Origin of the sequence: Citrobacter sp. CK194, from assembly GCF_030333395.1 — a bacterium.
Taxonomy (GTDB): domain Bacteria; phylum Pseudomonadota; class Gammaproteobacteria; order Enterobacterales; family Enterobacteriaceae; genus Citrobacter_B; species Citrobacter_B koseri.
In genome coordinates, this window is sequence record NZ_JAOWGA010000019.1 from 980,594 (window position 1) to 997,024 (window position 16,431).

Below are 16,431 nucleotides of genomic sequence, written 5' to 3' on the forward strand. Positions count from 1 at the left end.
CGCTACCGGGCTTTTTTGTCCGTCAGGCAAAAATGGTCATCAGGTAAGCGATAAACAGAGCCAGATGCGCCGCGCCGTTCAACACATTGGTTCGCCCGGTCGAGAAGGAAATGTGGCACAGTACCAGTGAGGCCACCATTACCACCATCTCCGGGGCGCCCAAACCGAAGAGCAGGTCATTTCCGGTAGCCCATGCAATCAGCGTCACCACCGGTACGGTCAGGGAGATGGTTGCCAGTACCGAACCAAAGAACAGGTTCATGGCTCGCTGTACCTGGTTATTCAACACCGCTTTCAGCGCGCCCAGCCCTTCAGGGGAGAGGATCAGCAAGGCCACGAGGAAACCGGTAAATGCCACTGGCGCATTCAGTTCGGTTAACAGCGTCTCCAGCGGATTGGCGTTCATTTTCGTCACGGCGATAACGGCAATCAGATGTACGATCAGCCATACAGCGTGCCAGATGTTGCTGTGCGCGGACGGTTTGCCGTGGTGCGGGTCATCGTCATCACTTTCATCTTCATGCTCGTAAACGAATAAACTCTGGTGCGTTTTCGTCTGAATCAGCAGGAAAACGCCGTACATCGCGGCGGAAATAAGCGCCACTAACAGCGCCTGAGCCGTAGTAAAATTCGCCCCTGGCAACGCCATAGGGAAGACCAGCACGATAATCGCCAGCGGAAACAGGGCAATTAAATACTGTTTAATGCCAAACAGGTTCATATATTGCGTGGCGAATTTACGACCGCCAAGCAGCAGAGAAAAACCGACCAGTCCGCCAGTTACAATCATGATGATTGAATAGAGCGTATCGCGCATCAGCGTTGGCGCGGCGTCGCCGGTGGCCATCAATGCGGAAATTAAACTCACTTCCAGAATAACGACAGAAAGACTTAAGATAAGGGAACCGTAAGGTTCGCCGAGTCGGTGCGCTAATACATCCGCATGGCGGACAACGCTGAAAGCGCTGCTTAAAATACCAATAAGGGCAAGTATATTAATACCGATGACCACTGGTAGTGACTGACTGCTTCCCCATAAGAACAGCACCACCAGTGCCAGAACCGGGAAAATAAGCGAGGTCTCCTTGTGGCGGGTTTTCACCGCCTCATGTGCGTGTGTCATTATGATTCTCCATCTCCGCAGGTGTTTTTAATTATAAATGTATTAAAGATTGTAAAAAATAACAGAAATCGCGGCTTCATCATTGTGTTTTTACGTAATTTTACGGCATGGGCTATTTTTCCCCGCAGAGTGAATAAAAAAGTACGTCTTGTTTAGAGAGTATATGAATAACAGTGGGTTAGTGACAAATAAAAAGTAAAATAGCACCCGACTGGCGAGACAAAACATTGTTGACCACACTAAAGGTTTACAGCAAAAAGAGGAGTCAGCAATGCCTTATAAAACGAAAAGCGATTTGCCGGAAAGCGTTCAGAATGTGCTGCCTGCGCACGCGCAGGATATCTATAAAGAGGCGTTTAATAGCGCCTGGGAACAATATAAAGATAAAGCGGACAGACGTGACGACGCCAGCCGGGAGGAGACCGCGCATAAGGTTGCCTGGGCTGCCGTCAAAAATGATTACCAAAAAGGGGATGATGATAAGTGGCATAAAAAGCGCTGATCGTCTTCATACCAGACCAGGCAAATGATGCGCGTTGAGCGTCTGTTGCCTTGCAAGCGGCGATTGAATTGCATATTGTCCTGTTAGTGGTTTCAAAATGAGCAGTTAAAATGCCCGGAAGGCGTCAAAAAAGTGTTGCAGGGAAGTTTGCAGTGGCGGAGGTGTAAGGTGTTAACGCGTGATTTTTTACTGAATGCCGATTGTAAAACGGCGTTTGGCGCTATTGAAGAATCACTACTTTGGTCAGCAGAACAACGGGCCGCTTCACTGGCGGCGACGCTTGCCTGTAGGCCCGATGATGGGCCGGTGTGGATCTTCGGTTATGGATCGTTGATGTGGAATCCGGTGTTAGAATTTGACGAGTCCTGTACCGGTACGCTGGTCGGCTGGCACCGGGCGTTTTGTCTGCGTCTGACGGCAGGGCGTGGAACGGCGTGCCAGCCCGGACGGATGCTGGCGCTGAAAGAGGGCGGGCGAACTACTGGCGTGGCTTATAAACTGCCGGAGAACGCGCTGGAGCAGGAGCTGACGCTGCTGTGGAAGCGGGAAATGATTACCGGCTGCTATCTTCCCACCTGGTGCCAGCTGGCGCTGGATGATGGCCGGACGGTCAATGCGCTGGTGTTTATTATGGACCCGCGACACCCGCTGTATGAGTCGGATACTCGCGCTCAGATTATCGCGCCGCTGATCGCTGCCGCCAGTGGGCCGTTGGGCACCAACGCGCAATATCTGTTCTCGCTGGAACAGGAGCTTGCCAGACTGGGGATGCGGGACGATTGTCTGAACGATCTGGTGGCGAAAGTCAGAGGCTTGTTAGGCGAGAATCAGCCGGAAAGGGGATTCAACCCCGGATTTGCCTGAGCGTTGCCCCTGAATCCAGGGGCAAAAACATCAGGCTGCGATATAACTGATGGAGTGTTCCAGTGACTGGCTGTGGCTGTCGATCAGCACGTTCCAGACACCGGTGTACGGTACGGTCAGCCAGGCATTATCACGGTTCTGCACGCTTAAAATATCGGTCTGCGTGTCTTTGACGTGTTTTTTCTCGCTCATTAAATGGATGTGGCAGCGTTCAGAACAACGCACTATCACCGTATCCCCACCAAACAATTTCAAACTTGCTTTCACTAATGCCATTTTTCACCCCGTTCTTGAAAACAACGTACTCCCTTGCGGAAGTGCTGCGTGATGTTGTTCACATTTCACTCACTGCATAACACCAAAGGGTGAGCTCACGGATGCTGATTTTGATCAAAAAATGGCATAACCATTAAACAAAAATGACAAAATGCCTGAAAATCATTGAAAGGGCGTGGTAACTTTCGACAAAAACACGCCCTTATAAGATTAAATTCGGAAATGCCCGGCAGTTTCAGCCAGCTCGCCTGCCTGGCTCTGCAAGGCGCCTGCGGCGGCGGCAGACTGCACCACCAGTTCAGCGTTCTGTTGCACCATGCGATCAAGGTGGTTCACGGAGTGATTTATTTCCTGAATGCCTTTCATCTGTTCACTGGTGGCGATGCTGATTTCATGCATGATGCCGGAGACATGGCCGATGCTGGACAGGATCTCCTGCATACTTTCTCCGGCCAGATGAACATAACGTGAACCTGTCGCGACGCTGGTAGTTGTGGAGTCGATCAGAGATTTAATCTCTTTTGCCGCCTGTGCGCTGCGGCTGGCAAGGTTGCGCACTTCACCCGCGACAACGGCAAACCCGCGGCCTTGCTCTCCCGCCCGGGCGGCTTCGACCGAAGCATTCAGCGCCAGAATATTGGTCTGGAACGCAATGCCGTCGATCACGCTGGTGATATCGCCGATTTTCGCCGATGCCCCTTCAATAGATTGCATTGTCGTGATTGCCTGCGAGACCACGTCGCCGCCGCGCGTGGCGGCCTGTGAGGCTTTTTGCGCCTGATCGTTGGCTTCGGCGGCAGATTCCGTGGACTGGGCGACCGATGCGGTGATTTGCTCAACGGCGCTGGCGGTTTCACGCAGGCTGGAGGCGGCCTGCTCGGTACGGCCTGAAAGGTCGCGGTTACCGGCGGCAATCTCCTGCGCGGCCATTTTCACCGAGGCGCTGGCATCGCGTAGCTGTACCATCACTACGGACAGCTTATCGCTAAAACCGTTAAACGCCCTGGCGATTTGCGCGACTTCGTCCGTGCCGCTGTCCGGCAAACGCTGAGACAAATCGTTCGTCCCGTTGGCAATGGCATGCATCGCGTCGCGGATCGTGGACAGACGCTTCATCAGGCGAGCCACCAGAAGGTGCATCACTGCGCCGCCCGCGAGAACCAACAGCAGCAGGGACAGGGTGGACGCCTTCAGCAGCGCCAGCATGCCGGAGGTCGCCTCTTTTTCGTCTAACGCCACGACCAGCCACCAGTGGGTTCCTTGCACCGGCGTCGCCAGCAGCGTTTTACTGCTCTCGCCGATCAGCGCCTGAACAGGGTGTCCGCTTTTTACCTGATTGAAATCCACGCCGCTGACGACCTGCGCGAAAGGTTTCATCGTCAGCGCCGGATCGTTGGCGGCGATGAGCGTTCCGTTTTGGTCGAGCAACATACCGCTGCTGGCGGGCGTCGGTTGAATACCGTGTACATTCGCCACGACGGCATCCATCGCGACATCACCGGCGACCACCGCTTTCAGTTCGCCGTTCTCTTTCACCGGAACGGCGAACGTTACCACCAGCTTGCCGGTTCCGGCATCAACATAGGGGGCCGTAACGACGGCAGCGTCAGCGCTGACAACCTGTTGATACCAGGGACGTGACGTCGGATCGAAATCTGGCGGTATGCCTGCCGGGTCGGAGAATTTTGCTGTTTTGCTGGCATACCCGACATAGATATTCGTAAAGCCGCCGCCCAGCGCCATTTGACGAAATACCGGCACCGGATCGTCGGTTAGCGCCGCCTGCTGCAACGAGGAAATCATATTCATTTTACCGCTAACCCAGTCGGCAATCGCCAGACTGTGGCTGGCGCTGGTACTGATGAGCGTATCCTGCTGCGCTTGTCGGTTATCGAGACGCGTTACCTGAAGGTTAATCAGCGTGTTAAGGAGGAGGGCGACAACCAGACATCCCGTTGTCGCCGCAATAATACGGGCGCGAATTGAGCTGAACATAGTATTTCCTTCAGTGTGGTATTGGAAATCCTATCGGCTACCGGGCGGCGAATCTTGAGGCTGCAACCGCGTCCATAAGAAAATAGTATCAGCAGGGCTAAACGCGCGTTAAGCGCTAATGAAGGTGCGCGGAAACCAGGGGCAATTCCCGCGCCGGGGATCAGAAGGTCAGAACTTTATCCGCCGCCAGCGTCCACTGGGCCAGTTCGACCAGCGTACCGACTTCCACGCCGTCAATGAGCGGCAATGTGGTGATTCCCCGCCCGTCGGTACAGGTTTTACACAGTTTCACCGGGACGTTCTGCGCGGTCAGGATCTCCAGCATTTGCTGGATATTGTAACCTTCCGCAGGCTTCTGTCCGCGTAATCCTGCGGTGACGGCATCCGACATTAAAAATAAACGCAGATCGAGGTCGCCGGCCTGTTCACGTAGCGCAATGGCCAGACGCAGGCTGTTAAATAACGCTTCGCTACCGTATGCCGCACCGTTTGCGACGATCACTATCTTTTGCATTTTGACTCCTGTTGTCAGGGGGGCATGGATATTGCTTGTAGTACGGGTAGACCTGTTACCCGGGAGAGCAACGATGATGACGAATATGGAAAGCCGCCCCGGCGCCACCCAATGGTTTCATTATGCGCGCCAGCTTGAGAATACGCAGCTTCGCCAACTGGCGCAGTCAGGGAAGCTGGTGTCCCGGATTAGCCATCTGGTGCATATGCTACAGTGCGAACGCGGCGCATCCAACATCTGGTTGTGTTCCGCAGGGCAACTTTATGGGCCGGAGATACGCGCCAGCCGCGCGCTGGTGGACGAAGAACACGCCCGGTTGCAGTCCCTGTTGCAGGAGATGAGGCCGATGGCGAACAGCGCGCTCTGTCATCGCATCGCCGGGGCTGTCTGGTGTCTGGAGCAGTTGCCGCAGCTGCGCGAAGCGGTCAGTGGACGGCATGGCGATGCGCCACAGGCGATGGATCAGTACAGCCGCACGCTGCGCCACCTGCTAAGCATTGTGCCGCAGCTTAACGACAACATCGACCATCCCCACATCGCCGGAGGGATGGTCGCGCTGTACAGCTTTATGCAGGGTAAGGAGCTGGTGGGGCAGGAGCGGGCGCTGGGGGCGATAGGGTTTACGCAAGGGGCGTTCAGCCACGAGATGCGACAGGAGCTGGTGGATCGCATTGACGGACAGCAGCTCTGCTTTGACACCTTTATATCGCTGGCGTCTCCGACGGTGGTTCACGCATTTCGCCAACAGTGCGAAGCGGAAGCCGCTATCGAACAGTGGCGCCGTCTGGCCTGTACGCGCCAGCCTGCGCCCGATAAGGGCGAAAGCGCTTTACGCTGGTTCACGCTCCAGACGCAACGGCTGGAGCAACTGCGCAGCATCGAGGAGATGCTGATCGCCGAGTTAATGTCTGCGGTGGAGCGTCGTCTGGCGCAGGATGAGACAACGTTGCCGCTCGCCAGCTGGCTGGATGATGCCACCGACGATACGTTCTCATTGCGCCGGGATAAGCAGTTGCTGCTGGTTGTGCGGCAACAGGCGCGGGAGCTGGAGCAGCTCAGCGGGCAACTGGCGTCGCTACAGGATGCGCTGGAGGAGCGAAAGGTTATTGATAAGGCTAAATATGTGCTGATGCATCACCAGAATCTGTCTGAAGAGCAGGCCTGGCAGTCGCTGCGCAAAATGGCGATGGATAAGAATCAGCGGATGGTGGACATCGCGCGTGCGCTGCTCACGGTGAAATCGCTCTGGCAGGTGACAACCAAAGGGTAGCTGCACAATGGCTGGGCATCGTGTGCCAGATTCGGGTGCAAGCGCGTTCGCGTACCGCCTGAAAAGCGGCGGGATAAGGGCATGTTGATGTTGGCATCTGAATTGCAATACTGAAATGGTAAAAGAGTTCTGAAAACAGTTTAGCGGCAAACCAACGACGGTTTGCGCGCGTTTGGGATAAAGGCGTCCTGCAATGCTTCGGCATTGCCGGGCGCTTTTTTTTGCAATGGGGAGCATGTATGGGTGACAGGTCTGTTTCATTGACGCGACGTCGATTATTGCAGGCAGGGGCCGCGATGGGCGGGGCGCTGCTGGTACCCGGTTTGATGCAGTCCGTGTGGGCGGCAGGGTCGGACAAACCCGAACTTGAAACCGTCAGAGTCGGCTTTATTCCACTCACCGACTGCGCGCCGCTGATCATCGCCGCGTTGAAAGGGTTTGATAAGAAATACGGCATTACCCTTGTGCCGACCAAAGAGGCCAGTTGGGCGGCGGTGCGCGACAAACTCGTTTCCGGCGAACTGGACGCGGCGCATGTGCTGTATGGCCTGCTCTATGGCCTTGAGCTTGGTATTGCCAGTAAGCCGCAGCCGATGGCGAACCTGATGACGCTAAATCAGAACGGGCAGGCAATCACGCTGTCGACGGCGCTCCAGGAGAAAGGCATTACCGATGCTGGCGGATTGAAAAACATGATCGCCGGACAAGCGCCCGGCACTTACACCTTTGCGCATACATTTCCGACCGGAACGCATGCGATGTGGCTCTATTACTGGCTGGCCAGCGCGGGGATTAACCCGTTCTCTGATGTCCGAATGGTCGTCGTGCCGCCGCCGCAAATGGTGATGAACATGCGTATTGGCAACATGGTGGGTTTTTGCGTCGGTGAACCGTGGAATGCCCGTGCGATTAATGATCGCATTGGTTTTACTGCCACGACCTCGCAGGCCATCTGGCCCGATCACCCGGAAAAAATCCTGGGAACGCGCCGTGACTGGGTCGAACAGCATCCAAACACCGCCAGAGCGCTGGTCAGCGCGGTACTGGAGGCGGCGCGCTGGATCGACGCCTCAGTGGAAAACCGACGCGAAACCGCACAAATACTGGCTCGTCGCGCCTGGCTCAACACTAAAGAGCAGTACCTGACCGGACGTATGTTGGGCGAGTACGACAACGGCGCAGGGCATCGCTGGCAGGACGCGCACGCCATTCGTTTTTATCACGATGCGGAAGTGAGTTTTCCGTGGCATTCCGACGGGATGTGGTTCCTGACGCAGTTTCGTCGCTGGGGGCTGCTCAAGGACGCGCCGGATTATAACGCCATCGCCGCCCGGATTAACCGCACGGACATCTGGCGGGACGCCGCCGCAGCGGTAGGCGGCATCACGCCGCCTTCTCAGCTGTTACGCACCAGCACCCTCATGGATGGTTCCGTATGGACCGGGCGGGACCCCGAACGTTACGCCAACAGCTTCACTCTCCATCATCAAGGGGCCTGACATGAAAACAGTACAAAACGCGCAAAGACGCATTCCTGAACCCGCCGCCGGTGAAGTGATTACGCTGCCGCCCGTTACGGTGCGCAGGCGTAATCCGCCGCTGTCGCATCTGATGCGAACGCTGGCGCAGCGAACCGTTCCCGCATTGCTGGGGCTGGCGCTGCTGGTGGTGGGCTGGCAACTGGCGGCCATTAACAGCAAAGGCTTCCCGACGCCGCTCAGCACCCTTGATTCCGCGCTGACGCTGTTTGCCGACCCGTTTTATAACGGTGGGCCTAATGATATGGGGATTGGCTGGAATGTGCTGGCGTCGCTACAGCGTGTGGCGATTGGTTTTGGGCTGGCGGCGCTGGTGGGGATTCCGCTTGGCTTCCTGATCGGCCGGTTCACCTTTTTCTCACGCATGTTTACCCCGCTGATCGCGCTGCTGCGACCGGTCAGCCCGCTGGCCTGGTTGCCAATTGGCTTGCTGCTGTTTCAGAAAGCGGAACCGGCATCAAGCTGGACCATTTTTATCTGCTCTATCTGGCCGATGGTGATCAACACCGCCGAAGGCGTGCGCCGCATCCCACAGGATTACCTTAACGTTGCCCGTGTCCTGCAACTCCCGGAATGGACGGTGATGCGCCGTATTCTCTTTCCGGCGGTTCTGCCTGCGGTGCTGACCGGCGTACGCCTGTCTATCGGCATCGCCTGGCTGGTGATTGTGGCGGCGGAAATGCTCACCGGCGGTCTCGGCATTGGCTTTTGGATCTGGAACGAGTGGAACAACCTCAATGTGGAAAACATTCTCATCGCTATCGTCATCATCGGCGTGGTTGGCCTGCTGCTGGAGCAGGGCTTAATGCTGGTGGTGCGTCGTTTTAGCTGGCAGGAAAAATAAGGGGAACACCATGAAACCGTTAATTCAGGTACAGGCCGTCAGTCAGCGTTTTTCTACCGCCAGCGGCGAATTTCTGGCGTTGCAAAACGTCTCTTTCGACATTCATGAAGGTGAAACCGTCAGCCTTATTGGGCATTCCGGCTGCGGGAAATCGACGCTGTTGAATCTGATTGCCGGAATTACGCTCCCTACCGACGGGGGGCTTATTTGCGACAACCGGGAAATCGCCGGGCCGGGGCCGGAAAGGGCGGTGGTCTTTCAGAATCACTCGCTGCTGCCGTGGCTGACCTGCTTCGATAACGTTGCGCTGGCGGTTGATCGGGTCTTTCGCCGCACGATGGGGAAAACAGAGCGTCGGGAATGGATTGAACACAATCTTGAACGGGTGCAAATGGGGCACGCCATGCACAAGCATCCGGGAGAAGTGTCCGGGGGGATGAAGCAGCGCGTCGGCATCGCCCGGGCGCTGGCGATGAAACCCAAAGTGCTGCTGATGGATGAACCGTTTGGCGCGCTGGACGCCCTGACGCGCGCGCATTTGCAGGACACGGTGATGCAAATCCAGCAGTCGCTCAATACCACCATTGTGCTGATTACCCACGATGTGGATGAAGCGGTGCTGCTCTCCGATCGCGTGCTGATGATGACCAACGGCCCGGCGGCGACGGTAGGCGACATTTTGCCCGTCACGCTTCCTCGCCCGCGTAATCGCGTGCAGTTGGCTGACGACAGCCGATACCACCAGCTGCGCCAGCAGATTCTTCACTTCCTCTACGAAAAGCAGCCGAAGGCGGCGTAGGGAGGTGGTATGACGCAGCGACTGGTCATTATCGGCAATGGAATGGCTGCCACCCGTCTGGTGGAGGCGCTGTTGGCGCAGGCGCCGCAGGCCTTCACGATAACCGTGGTGGGGGAAGAACCGCAGCATGCGTATAACCGCATTCAGCTTTCGCCCGTACTGGGCGGCGAAAAGCGCTTTGCGCAGACGCTGCTGCATCTGCCTGAGTGGTATCAGCGCCACGGCGTCACGGTGCTGACGGGGGAAGCCGTCATCGCCGTTGACGTGATAGCGCGTACCGCCACCACCACCGGTCGAACGCTGGCGTGGGATGCGCTGGTGTTTGCCACCGGCTCGGTTCCGTTTATTCCGCCGATCCCCGGCGCTGATTTACCCCATGTGCATGCTTTTCGCACGATTAACGATGTGGACAGCATCCTGCATGGCTGCGGGCCGGTTGCCGTGCTGGGCGGCGGTGTGCTTGGCGTCGAGGCGGCTGCCGCGCTGCGACTAAAAGGTGACAATGTCACGTTAATTCATCGCGGCAATCGGTTCATGGAGCAACAGCTTGATGAGCAGGCCGGGGAACTGCTGGCGGAACACCTTAACGCACGCGGGATTGACTGCGTGCTGTCGTCCGGTATCGACAGGATTACGCCTGATGACGTCACGTTGACGAACGGTTGCGTGCTGTCTGCAACGCGCGTGGTGATTGCCACTGGCGTAAAACCCAATACGGCGCTGGCGCAGGCAAGCGGGGTGCCCTGTCAGCGTGGAATTGTGGTGGACGGGCAACTGCGCACGGCGGTGGCGGGGATCAGCGCGATAGGCGAGTGCTGTGAAATCGACGGCCAGACCTGGGGGCTGGTCGCGCCCTGTCTGGCGCACGCGGAGGTGCTGGCGGCTCGCCTGGCGGGAACCCCCGGCGCTGATTTTCACTGGCAGGACAGCGGTACGCGTCTGAAGGTGACGGGCATCGATCTGTTCAGCGCCGGGGAGGTAAACGCCACGGCAGGTGATGACCTGCTGCGCACATTTGACCCGCTGAGCGGTCATTACCGTCGTCTGCTGATCCGCAATGGACGGTTACAGGGGGTGCTGCTGATGGGCGATTGCCGCAGCGCCGCGCCGTTGACTGATTTGCTGGCGCAGGCTGCGTCGGCGAATCCTGACTGGTTATTCGACAGATTCGATACGCAGCCTGCGGCTGCAGGACAGGTGACTATGACAAAACCCACGTTGGCTGTTGTTGGACACGGTATGGTTGGCCACCATTTTCTTGAGCAATGCGTTAGCCGCAATCTGCATCTTGACTATCAGATTGTGGTCTTTGGCGAAGAGCGTTATGCCGCCTATGACCGCGTTCATCTGTCGGAGTATTTTGCCGGGCGCAGCGCAGAATCGCTCTCGCTGGTGGAAGGCGATTTTTTTGCCCGCCACGGTATTGAGCTGCGGTTGTCGCAATGCGTCACGGCGATCGATCGGGATGCCCGCATTATTCGCACCGCCAGCGGACATGAAACGCACTGGGATAAACTGGTGCTGGCAACCGGATCATATCCCTTTGTTCCGCCGGTGAAAGGCGGTGATTCGGCGGCGTGTTTCGTCTATCGCACGCTGGACGATCTGGATGCGATTGCCGCGAAGGCAAAACACTCTCGCCGTGGGGTGGTGATTGGCGGCGGGCTGTTGGGGCTGGAGGCGGCGAACGCCTTGCGGCAATTAGGGCTGGAGACGCATGTTGTCGAGTTCGCGCCATCTTTAATGGCGGTTCAGCTTGATAACGCTGGCGCGGCGATGCTGCGCGAAAAAATCGAGGCGCTGGGCGTGAGCGTGCATACCTCGAAATCCACTGCGGAAATTGTCTCCACCCCGCAAGGGTTACAGTTGGTGTTTACGGATGGTGAGCGTCTGGAGACGGATATGGTGGTGTTTTCTGCCGGTATTCGCCCGCAGGATGCGCTGGCGCGCGGCGCCGGACTTCGTATTGGAGAACGCGGCGGGGTGTGTATTGATAACCACTGTCTGACCTCTGACGCGGATGTTTTTGCCATCGGTGAATGTGCGCTCTGGGACGGCAGGGTGTTTGGGCTGGTTGCGCCGGGATACCAGATGGCGCGCGTGGCGGCAGCGCAGCTGGCCGGTGAAGATGCGGCGTTCAGCGGGGCGGATATGAGCACTAAACTCAAATTACTGGGGGTGGATGTGGCCTCGTTCGGCGATGCGCAGGGGCGCACGCCAGGCGCGCAAAGCTATCAGTGGACGCATGGCCCGGAGCAAATCTACAAAAAAATTGTGGTCAGTGCGGACGGCAAGACACTGCTGGGCGGCGTGCTGGTGGGGGATGCGGCGGATTACGCCACGTTATTGCAAATGATGCTTAACGGTATGGCGCTGCCTGGGCAGCCGGAATCGCTGATTTTACCTGCACTGGCGGGCAGCGCGCCGAAAGCGTTGGGCGTTGCGGCATTACCGGACAGCGCGCAAATATGCTCTTGTCATAACGTCAGCAAGGCAGATATTTGCCAGGCGGTCAGCGCGGGCGCAACGGAGATGGGTGCAATCAAGCAGTGCACCAAAGCGGCAACCGGCTGCGGTGGGTGCAGCGCGCTGGTGAAACAGGTGATGGAGTTCCAGCTGGCGGCACAGGGCGTGGAGGTTAAAAAGGATATCTGCGAACACTTTGCGTACTCGCGACAGGAGATTTACCACCTGGTGCGGGTGAACCGCATCCACACCTTTGAGCAGCTGATTAGCCGCTATGGTCGCGGGCATGGTTGTGAGATTTGCAAACCGCTGGTGGGCTCGGTGCTGGCTTCCTGCTGGAATGAGTATCTGCTAAAACCTGCGCATCTGCCGTTGCAGGACACCAACGATCGTTATTTTGCCAATATCCAGAAAGACGGTTCGTATTCCGTCGTACCGCGCATGGCGGCTGGCGAGGTAACGCCGGATGGGCTGATCGCCATTGGCGAAATCGCCAAACGTTATCAGCTCTACAGCAAAATTACCGGCGGGCAGCGTATCGACTTGTTTGGCGCGCGCCTCGAACAGCTGCCGGATATCTGGCGCGATCTGGTTGCCGCCGGTTTTGAAACCGGGCACGCCTACGGGAAGTCGTTGCGCACGGTGAAATCCTGCGTCGGGTCAACCTGGTGTCGCTATGGCGTTCAGGATTCAACCGGTCTGGCCGTCACGCTGGAGAACCGCTACAAGGGACTGCGCGCCCCGCACAAAATCAAAATGGCGGTCTCCGGCTGTACCCGCGAGTGTGCCGAAGCGCAGGGGAAAGACGTTGGCGTGATCGCCACCGATAAGGGCTGGAACCTGTATGTCTGCGGAAACGGCGGTATGAAGCCACGTCATGCGGATCTGTTCGCCAGCGATCTGGATGACGCCACGCTGATTAAATTCGTGGATCGCTTCCTGATGTTCTATATCCGTACCGCCGATCGCCTGCAACGCACCAGCACCTGGATGGATAATCTTGAAGGGGGCATCGACTATCTGCGTGAGGTGGTTATACACGACAGCCTGGGTATCGGCGACGAGCTTGAACAAGAGATGGCGCGGATTGTGGAAACATACCAGTGTGAATGGCAAACCACGCTGAACGATCCGCAGCGTCTGGCGCTGTTCCGCTCTAGCGTGAACGGCGACGAACCGGATGAAGCCGTAGCACGCCAGATGCTACGTGGACAACCGCAGCTGGCGAAACCGGCGGCGCCAGCGAGAACCATCCTGCCGACAAAACCCTGGCAGGAGGTTTGTCAGCTGGAGGAGATCCCCGAGCAGGCGGGCATTGGCGCCCGTCTAGGCAACCTGCAAATTGCGCTGTTTCGCTTTGGTCAGACGATTTACGCCCTTGATAACCATGAACCCGGCAGCGACGCAAACGTGCTTTCCCGGGGAATTCTGGGGGATGCCGGCGGTGAACCCGTTGTCATTTCACCGCTCTACAAACAGCGTATTCGCCTGCGCGATGGTCGGCAGTATGACAGCGGTGAGCCCGTTGTGCGCGCCTGGCCGGTGAAAGTCGAAGCAGGCAAGGTATGGGTAGGGAATCAGGCGCTACTGCTGCGTGCGGAGGCGTCATGAATGAAACCCGGACAACGTGCCCTTACTGCGGCGTCGGCTGTGGGGTGATCGCCCGCGTCAGCGAACAGGGCGTCACGGTTCAGGGCGATCCCGATCACCCGGCCAATTTTGGGCGACTGTGTGTGAAAGGCGCCGCGCTGGGGGAAACCACCGGACTGAGCGGGCGGTTATTACACCCGCAGGTTAACGGTGAAACGGTAAGCTGGCAGCAGGCGCTGAACACGGCGGGCGAGCGCCTGCGCAGCATCATCGCGCAATATGGCCCAACGTCGGTGGCTTTCTACGCCTCGGGGCAACTGCTGACAGAAGACTACTATGCGGCGAATAAATTGATGAAGGGATTTATCGGTGCGGCCAATATCGATACCAATTCGCGCCTGTGCATGTCGTCAGCCGTTACGGGCTACAAACGCGCGTTTGGCGCGGATGTGGTGCCATGCAGCTACGAAGATATAGAGCGCAGCGATCTGGTGATTCTGGTCGGCTCGAACGCGGCGTGGACGCATCCGGTGCTCTATCAGCGCCTGGTGCAGGCGCGAAAAGAGAACCCGTCCATGAAAGTGGTGGTGATTGATCCCCGGCGCACCGCCACCTGTGATATTGCGGATATGCACCTTGCCCTGACGCCCGGCAGCGATGGCGGGCTGTTTGTCGGGCTGTTGCACGCCATCGCGACAAGCGGCGAACATGACGTCGATTTTGATGATGCGCAGGCGGCGTTTGCCCGCGCCAGCCGCTGGCCTGTTGAGCGAGTCGCGCAATTTTGTGGTCTGGAACCCGCGGAAATCCGCCGGTTTTATGATGGTTTTCTGACCGCGCCGCGCGCAATCACCCTTTACACGATGGGGATTAACCAGTCCGCCAGCGGCAGTGATAAATGCAATGCGATCATTAACGTACACCTTGCCAGCGGTAAATACGGGCGGGAAGGCTGCGGGCCCTTTTCGCTGACCGGACAGCCAAATGCGATGGGAGGGCGTGAAGTCGGCGGGCTGGCGACACAGCTGGCGGCGCACATGAATTTTGAGCCGCAGGATCTGTCGCGGGTTGCCCGTTTCTGGGGCACGGAGCGGCTGGCGCAGACGCCGGGGCTGATGGCGGTGGATCTGTTCGACGCTATTGCGCGCGGTGAGGTGAAGGCGGTGTGGATCATGGGCACGAATCCGGCGGTATCGCTGCCGGACACTCATGCCGTTTGCCAGGCGCTGTCTGCCTGCCCGTTGGTCATTGTCTCGGAGGTGGTAGCCGATACCGATACCAGTCGACTGGCGCATATCCGGTTTCCGGCGCTGGCCTGGGGGGAGAAAAACGGCACCGTCACCAACTCTGAACGGCGCATCTCGCGTCAGCGCGTATTTTTAACCGCCCCCGGCGAGGCCAGAGCAGACTGGTGGATTGTCGCGCAGATGGCGAAACAACTCGGTTTTGGTGAGGCATTCGCCTGGCAGGATGCGTGGGATGTCTTTCGGGAACACGCTGCGCTGTCGGGGTTTGAAAATGACGGCGACCGCGCGTTTGATATTGGCGCGCTGGCGGATCTGAACCGCGCGGCGTGGGATGAAATGGCGCCTGTCCGCTGGCCGGTCAGCCGTCACCACGGAGCGCTGAACCTGGCTCGCGGCTGGCATCGCAATAAGCGTCTGCGGCTGGTGCCCGTTGAACCGGAGGGCATGAGAACGCGCTGTGACGCGCTCTATCCGCTTATTTTAAACAGCGGCCGCCTGCGCGATCAGTGGCACACCATGACCCGAACCGGAACGGTGGTTCGGCTTATGCAGCACATTAGCGAACCGATTGTTGAGGTTTCACCGTCCGATGCCGCCCGTTTTCACCTGGTGGATGGCGCATTTGGCCGTATCAGCTCTTCGCGTGGGGTAATGGTCGCCAGAGTGGTGATTCAGGCCGGCTTGCGGGAAGGGACGGCGTTTACGCCGATGCACTGGAATAATCGCTTTGCCCGTCAGGGAAGGGTGAATGCGCTGGTCGCGCCCGTCTGCGATCCTCAATCAGGGCAGCCGGAGAGTAAACAAACGGCGGTGCGCATCACGCCGTGGCAGCCGCGCTGGCAGGGGGAACTGTTCATCCGCGAGGAGATAACCTTTCCTCCTTTTGTTCACTGGTGGCGTAAAGCGGCGGAAGGCGTGGCGCGTTTCACCCTCGCAAGCGATCGTGACGATCGCGACTGGTTGCTGGCGATGTGCCGCGAACAGCGCTGGCAATTGCAGACCGCGCAGACGCCGCAGGGGCTGAATATTCTGGCCTGGCAGGCGGGACAATTAATGCTGGGGTTCTGGTCAGATGCGATAAAACCCGAAACAGACGATGCGGCGGTGATTGCCGCGTTCCGCCATCCGCCGGAAAACGCCCCTGAACGGCATGGCCTGTTGAGTGGCAAACCGGGCGGCGGGATGCCCGACCAGGGACGCATTATCTGTAGCTGCTTTAGCGTGGGGGAGTGTGCTATTCAGCAGGCTATCGTACAAGGGTGCGACTCCGTTCAGGCGCTGGGCAAAACATTACGCTGCGGCACCAACTGCGGCTCATGTGTACCGGAGCTGAAAGCGCTGCTGGCGCAAACGGCATCCGCCGGAAGCCTGGGATTCTCCTGAAAATGCGATAAAGGGCTGCA

12 protein-coding genes are annotated in these 16,431 nt (G+C 58.0%); 8 read left to right on the plus strand and 4 right to left on the minus strand.

Annotated features, from left to right (window positions below):
- Nucleotides 1–22 precede the first annotated feature (22 nt).
- Entirely contained in the window at nucleotides 23–1,123 is a 1,101-nt protein-coding gene (gene chaA, locus OGX80_RS20710) for a sodium-potassium/proton antiporter ChaA (protein WP_012132163.1), read from the minus strand.
- A gap of 271 nt (nucleotides 1,124–1,394) precedes the next feature.
- On the opposite strand from chaA, the gene chaB reads away from it, so the two are divergent.
- Together chaB and OGX80_RS20720 are read left to right on the plus strand one after the other, a co-directional pair.
- On the plus strand, nucleotides 1,395–1,625 hold the full coding sequence (gene chaB, locus OGX80_RS20715) for a putative cation transport regulator ChaB (protein ID WP_012132165.1): 231 nt from the start codon (nucleotides 1,395–1,397) through the stop codon (nucleotides 1,623–1,625).
- Nucleotides 1,626–1,793: 168 nt separating this feature from the next.
- Nucleotides 1,794–2,489, plus strand: a complete 696-nt coding sequence (locus OGX80_RS20720) for a gamma-glutamylcyclotransferase (protein ID WP_048902386.1) — start codon at nucleotides 1,794–1,796, stop codon at nucleotides 2,487–2,489.
- Nucleotides 2,490–2,519: 30 nt separating this feature from the next.
- Here the strand turns inward: OGX80_RS20720 and OGX80_RS20725 are convergent, their stop codons facing one another.
- The 3 genes from OGX80_RS20725 to OGX80_RS20735 form a co-directional block, all read right to left on the minus strand.
- On the minus strand, nucleotides 2,520–2,765 hold the full coding sequence (locus tag OGX80_RS20725; protein WP_012132167.1) for a DUF1883 domain-containing protein: 246 nt from the start codon (nucleotides 2,763–2,765) through the stop codon (nucleotides 2,520–2,522).
- A gap of 210 nt (nucleotides 2,766–2,975) precedes the next feature.
- Nucleotides 2,976–4,760, minus strand: a complete 1,785-nt coding sequence (locus tag OGX80_RS20730; protein WP_115181583.1) for a methyl-accepting chemotaxis protein — start codon at nucleotides 4,758–4,760, stop codon at nucleotides 2,976–2,978.
- A 160-nt stretch (nucleotides 4,761–4,920) separates the two neighbouring features.
- On the minus strand, nucleotides 4,921–5,274 hold the full coding sequence (locus OGX80_RS20735) for a DsrE/DsrF/TusD sulfur relay family protein (protein WP_049010651.1): 354 nt from the start codon (nucleotides 5,272–5,274) through the stop codon (nucleotides 4,921–4,923).
- 73 nt (nucleotides 5,275–5,347) lie between these two features.
- Here OGX80_RS20735 and nasR point away from each other — a divergent pair, with 73 nt between their 5' ends.
- From nasR to OGX80_RS20765, 6 genes are all read left to right on the plus strand, one after another.
- Nucleotides 5,348–6,544, plus strand: coding sequence for a nitrate regulatory protein NasR (nasR, locus tag OGX80_RS20740; protein ID WP_115181584.1), 1,197 nt, complete (start codon nucleotides 5,348–5,350; stop codon nucleotides 6,542–6,544).
- Nucleotides 6,545–6,783: 239 nt separating this feature from the next.
- Nucleotides 6,784–8,043, plus strand: coding sequence for a CmpA/NrtA family ABC transporter substrate-binding protein (locus OGX80_RS20745; RefSeq protein ID WP_114847851.1), 1,260 nt, complete (start codon nucleotides 6,784–6,786; stop codon nucleotides 8,041–8,043).
- Between the two features lies 1 nt (nucleotide 8,044).
- Nucleotides 8,045–8,926, plus strand: a complete 882-nt coding sequence (gene ntrB / locus OGX80_RS20750; protein ID WP_115181585.1) for a nitrate ABC transporter permease — start codon at nucleotides 8,045–8,047, stop codon at nucleotides 8,924–8,926.
- Between the two features lie 10 nt (nucleotides 8,927–8,936).
- Nucleotides 8,937–9,725 (plus strand): ABC transporter ATP-binding protein, encoded by a 789-nt coding sequence (locus OGX80_RS20755; RefSeq protein WP_012132175.1) that lies wholly within the window; start codon nucleotides 8,937–8,939, stop codon nucleotides 9,723–9,725.
- A 9-nt stretch (nucleotides 9,726–9,734) separates the two neighbouring features.
- Nucleotides 9,735–13,802: a nitrite reductase large subunit NirB gene (gene nirB / locus OGX80_RS20760; RefSeq protein WP_115181586.1), complete on the plus strand. Its 4,068-nt coding sequence runs from the start codon at nucleotides 9,735–9,737 to the stop codon at nucleotides 13,800–13,802.
- Entirely contained in the window at nucleotides 13,799–16,411 is a 2,613-nt protein-coding gene (locus tag OGX80_RS20765; RefSeq protein WP_115181587.1) for a nitrate reductase, read from the plus strand. Before nirB ends, OGX80_RS20765 begins: the two co-directional genes overlap by 4 nt.
- The last annotated feature ends 20 nt before the right edge of the window (nucleotides 16,412–16,431 follow it).

Bases quoted from the DNA above. Each gene is read 5' to 3' on its own strand.
- OGX80_RS20725 (WP_012132167.1), bottom strand. From the start codon at position 2,765: ATGGCATTAGTGAAAGCAAGTTTGAAATTGTTTGGTGGGGATACGGTG.
- OGX80_RS20755 (WP_012132175.1), top strand. From the start codon at position 8,937: ATGAAACCGTTAATTCAGGTACAGGCCGTCAGTCAGCGTTTTTCTACC.
- chaA (WP_012132163.1), bottom strand. From the start codon at position 1,123: ATGACACACGCACATGAGGCGGTGAAAACCCGCCACAAGGAGACCTCG.
- chaB (WP_012132165.1), top strand. From the start codon at position 1,395: ATGCCTTATAAAACGAAAAGCGATTTGCCGGAAAGCGTTCAGAATGTG.
- OGX80_RS20735 (WP_049010651.1), bottom strand. From the start codon at position 5,274: ATGCAAAAGATAGTGATCGTCGCAAACGGTGCGGCATACGGTAGCGAA.
- ntrB (WP_115181585.1), top strand. From the start codon at position 8,045: ATGAAAACAGTACAAAACGCGCAAAGACGCATTCCTGAACCCGCCGCC.
- OGX80_RS20745 (WP_114847851.1), top strand. From the start codon at position 6,784: ATGGGTGACAGGTCTGTTTCATTGACGCGACGTCGATTATTGCAGGCA.
- nirB (WP_115181586.1), top strand. From the start codon at position 9,735: ATGACGCAGCGACTGGTCATTATCGGCAATGGAATGGCTGCCACCCGT.
- OGX80_RS20765 (WP_115181587.1), top strand. From the start codon at position 13,799: ATGAATGAAACCCGGACAACGTGCCCTTACTGCGGCGTCGGCTGTGGG.
- OGX80_RS20730 (WP_115181583.1), bottom strand. From the start codon at position 4,760: ATGTTCAGCTCAATTCGCGCCCGTATTATTGCGGCGACAACGGGATGT.
- nasR (WP_115181584.1), top strand. From the start codon at position 5,348: ATGATGACGAATATGGAAAGCCGCCCCGGCGCCACCCAATGGTTTCAT.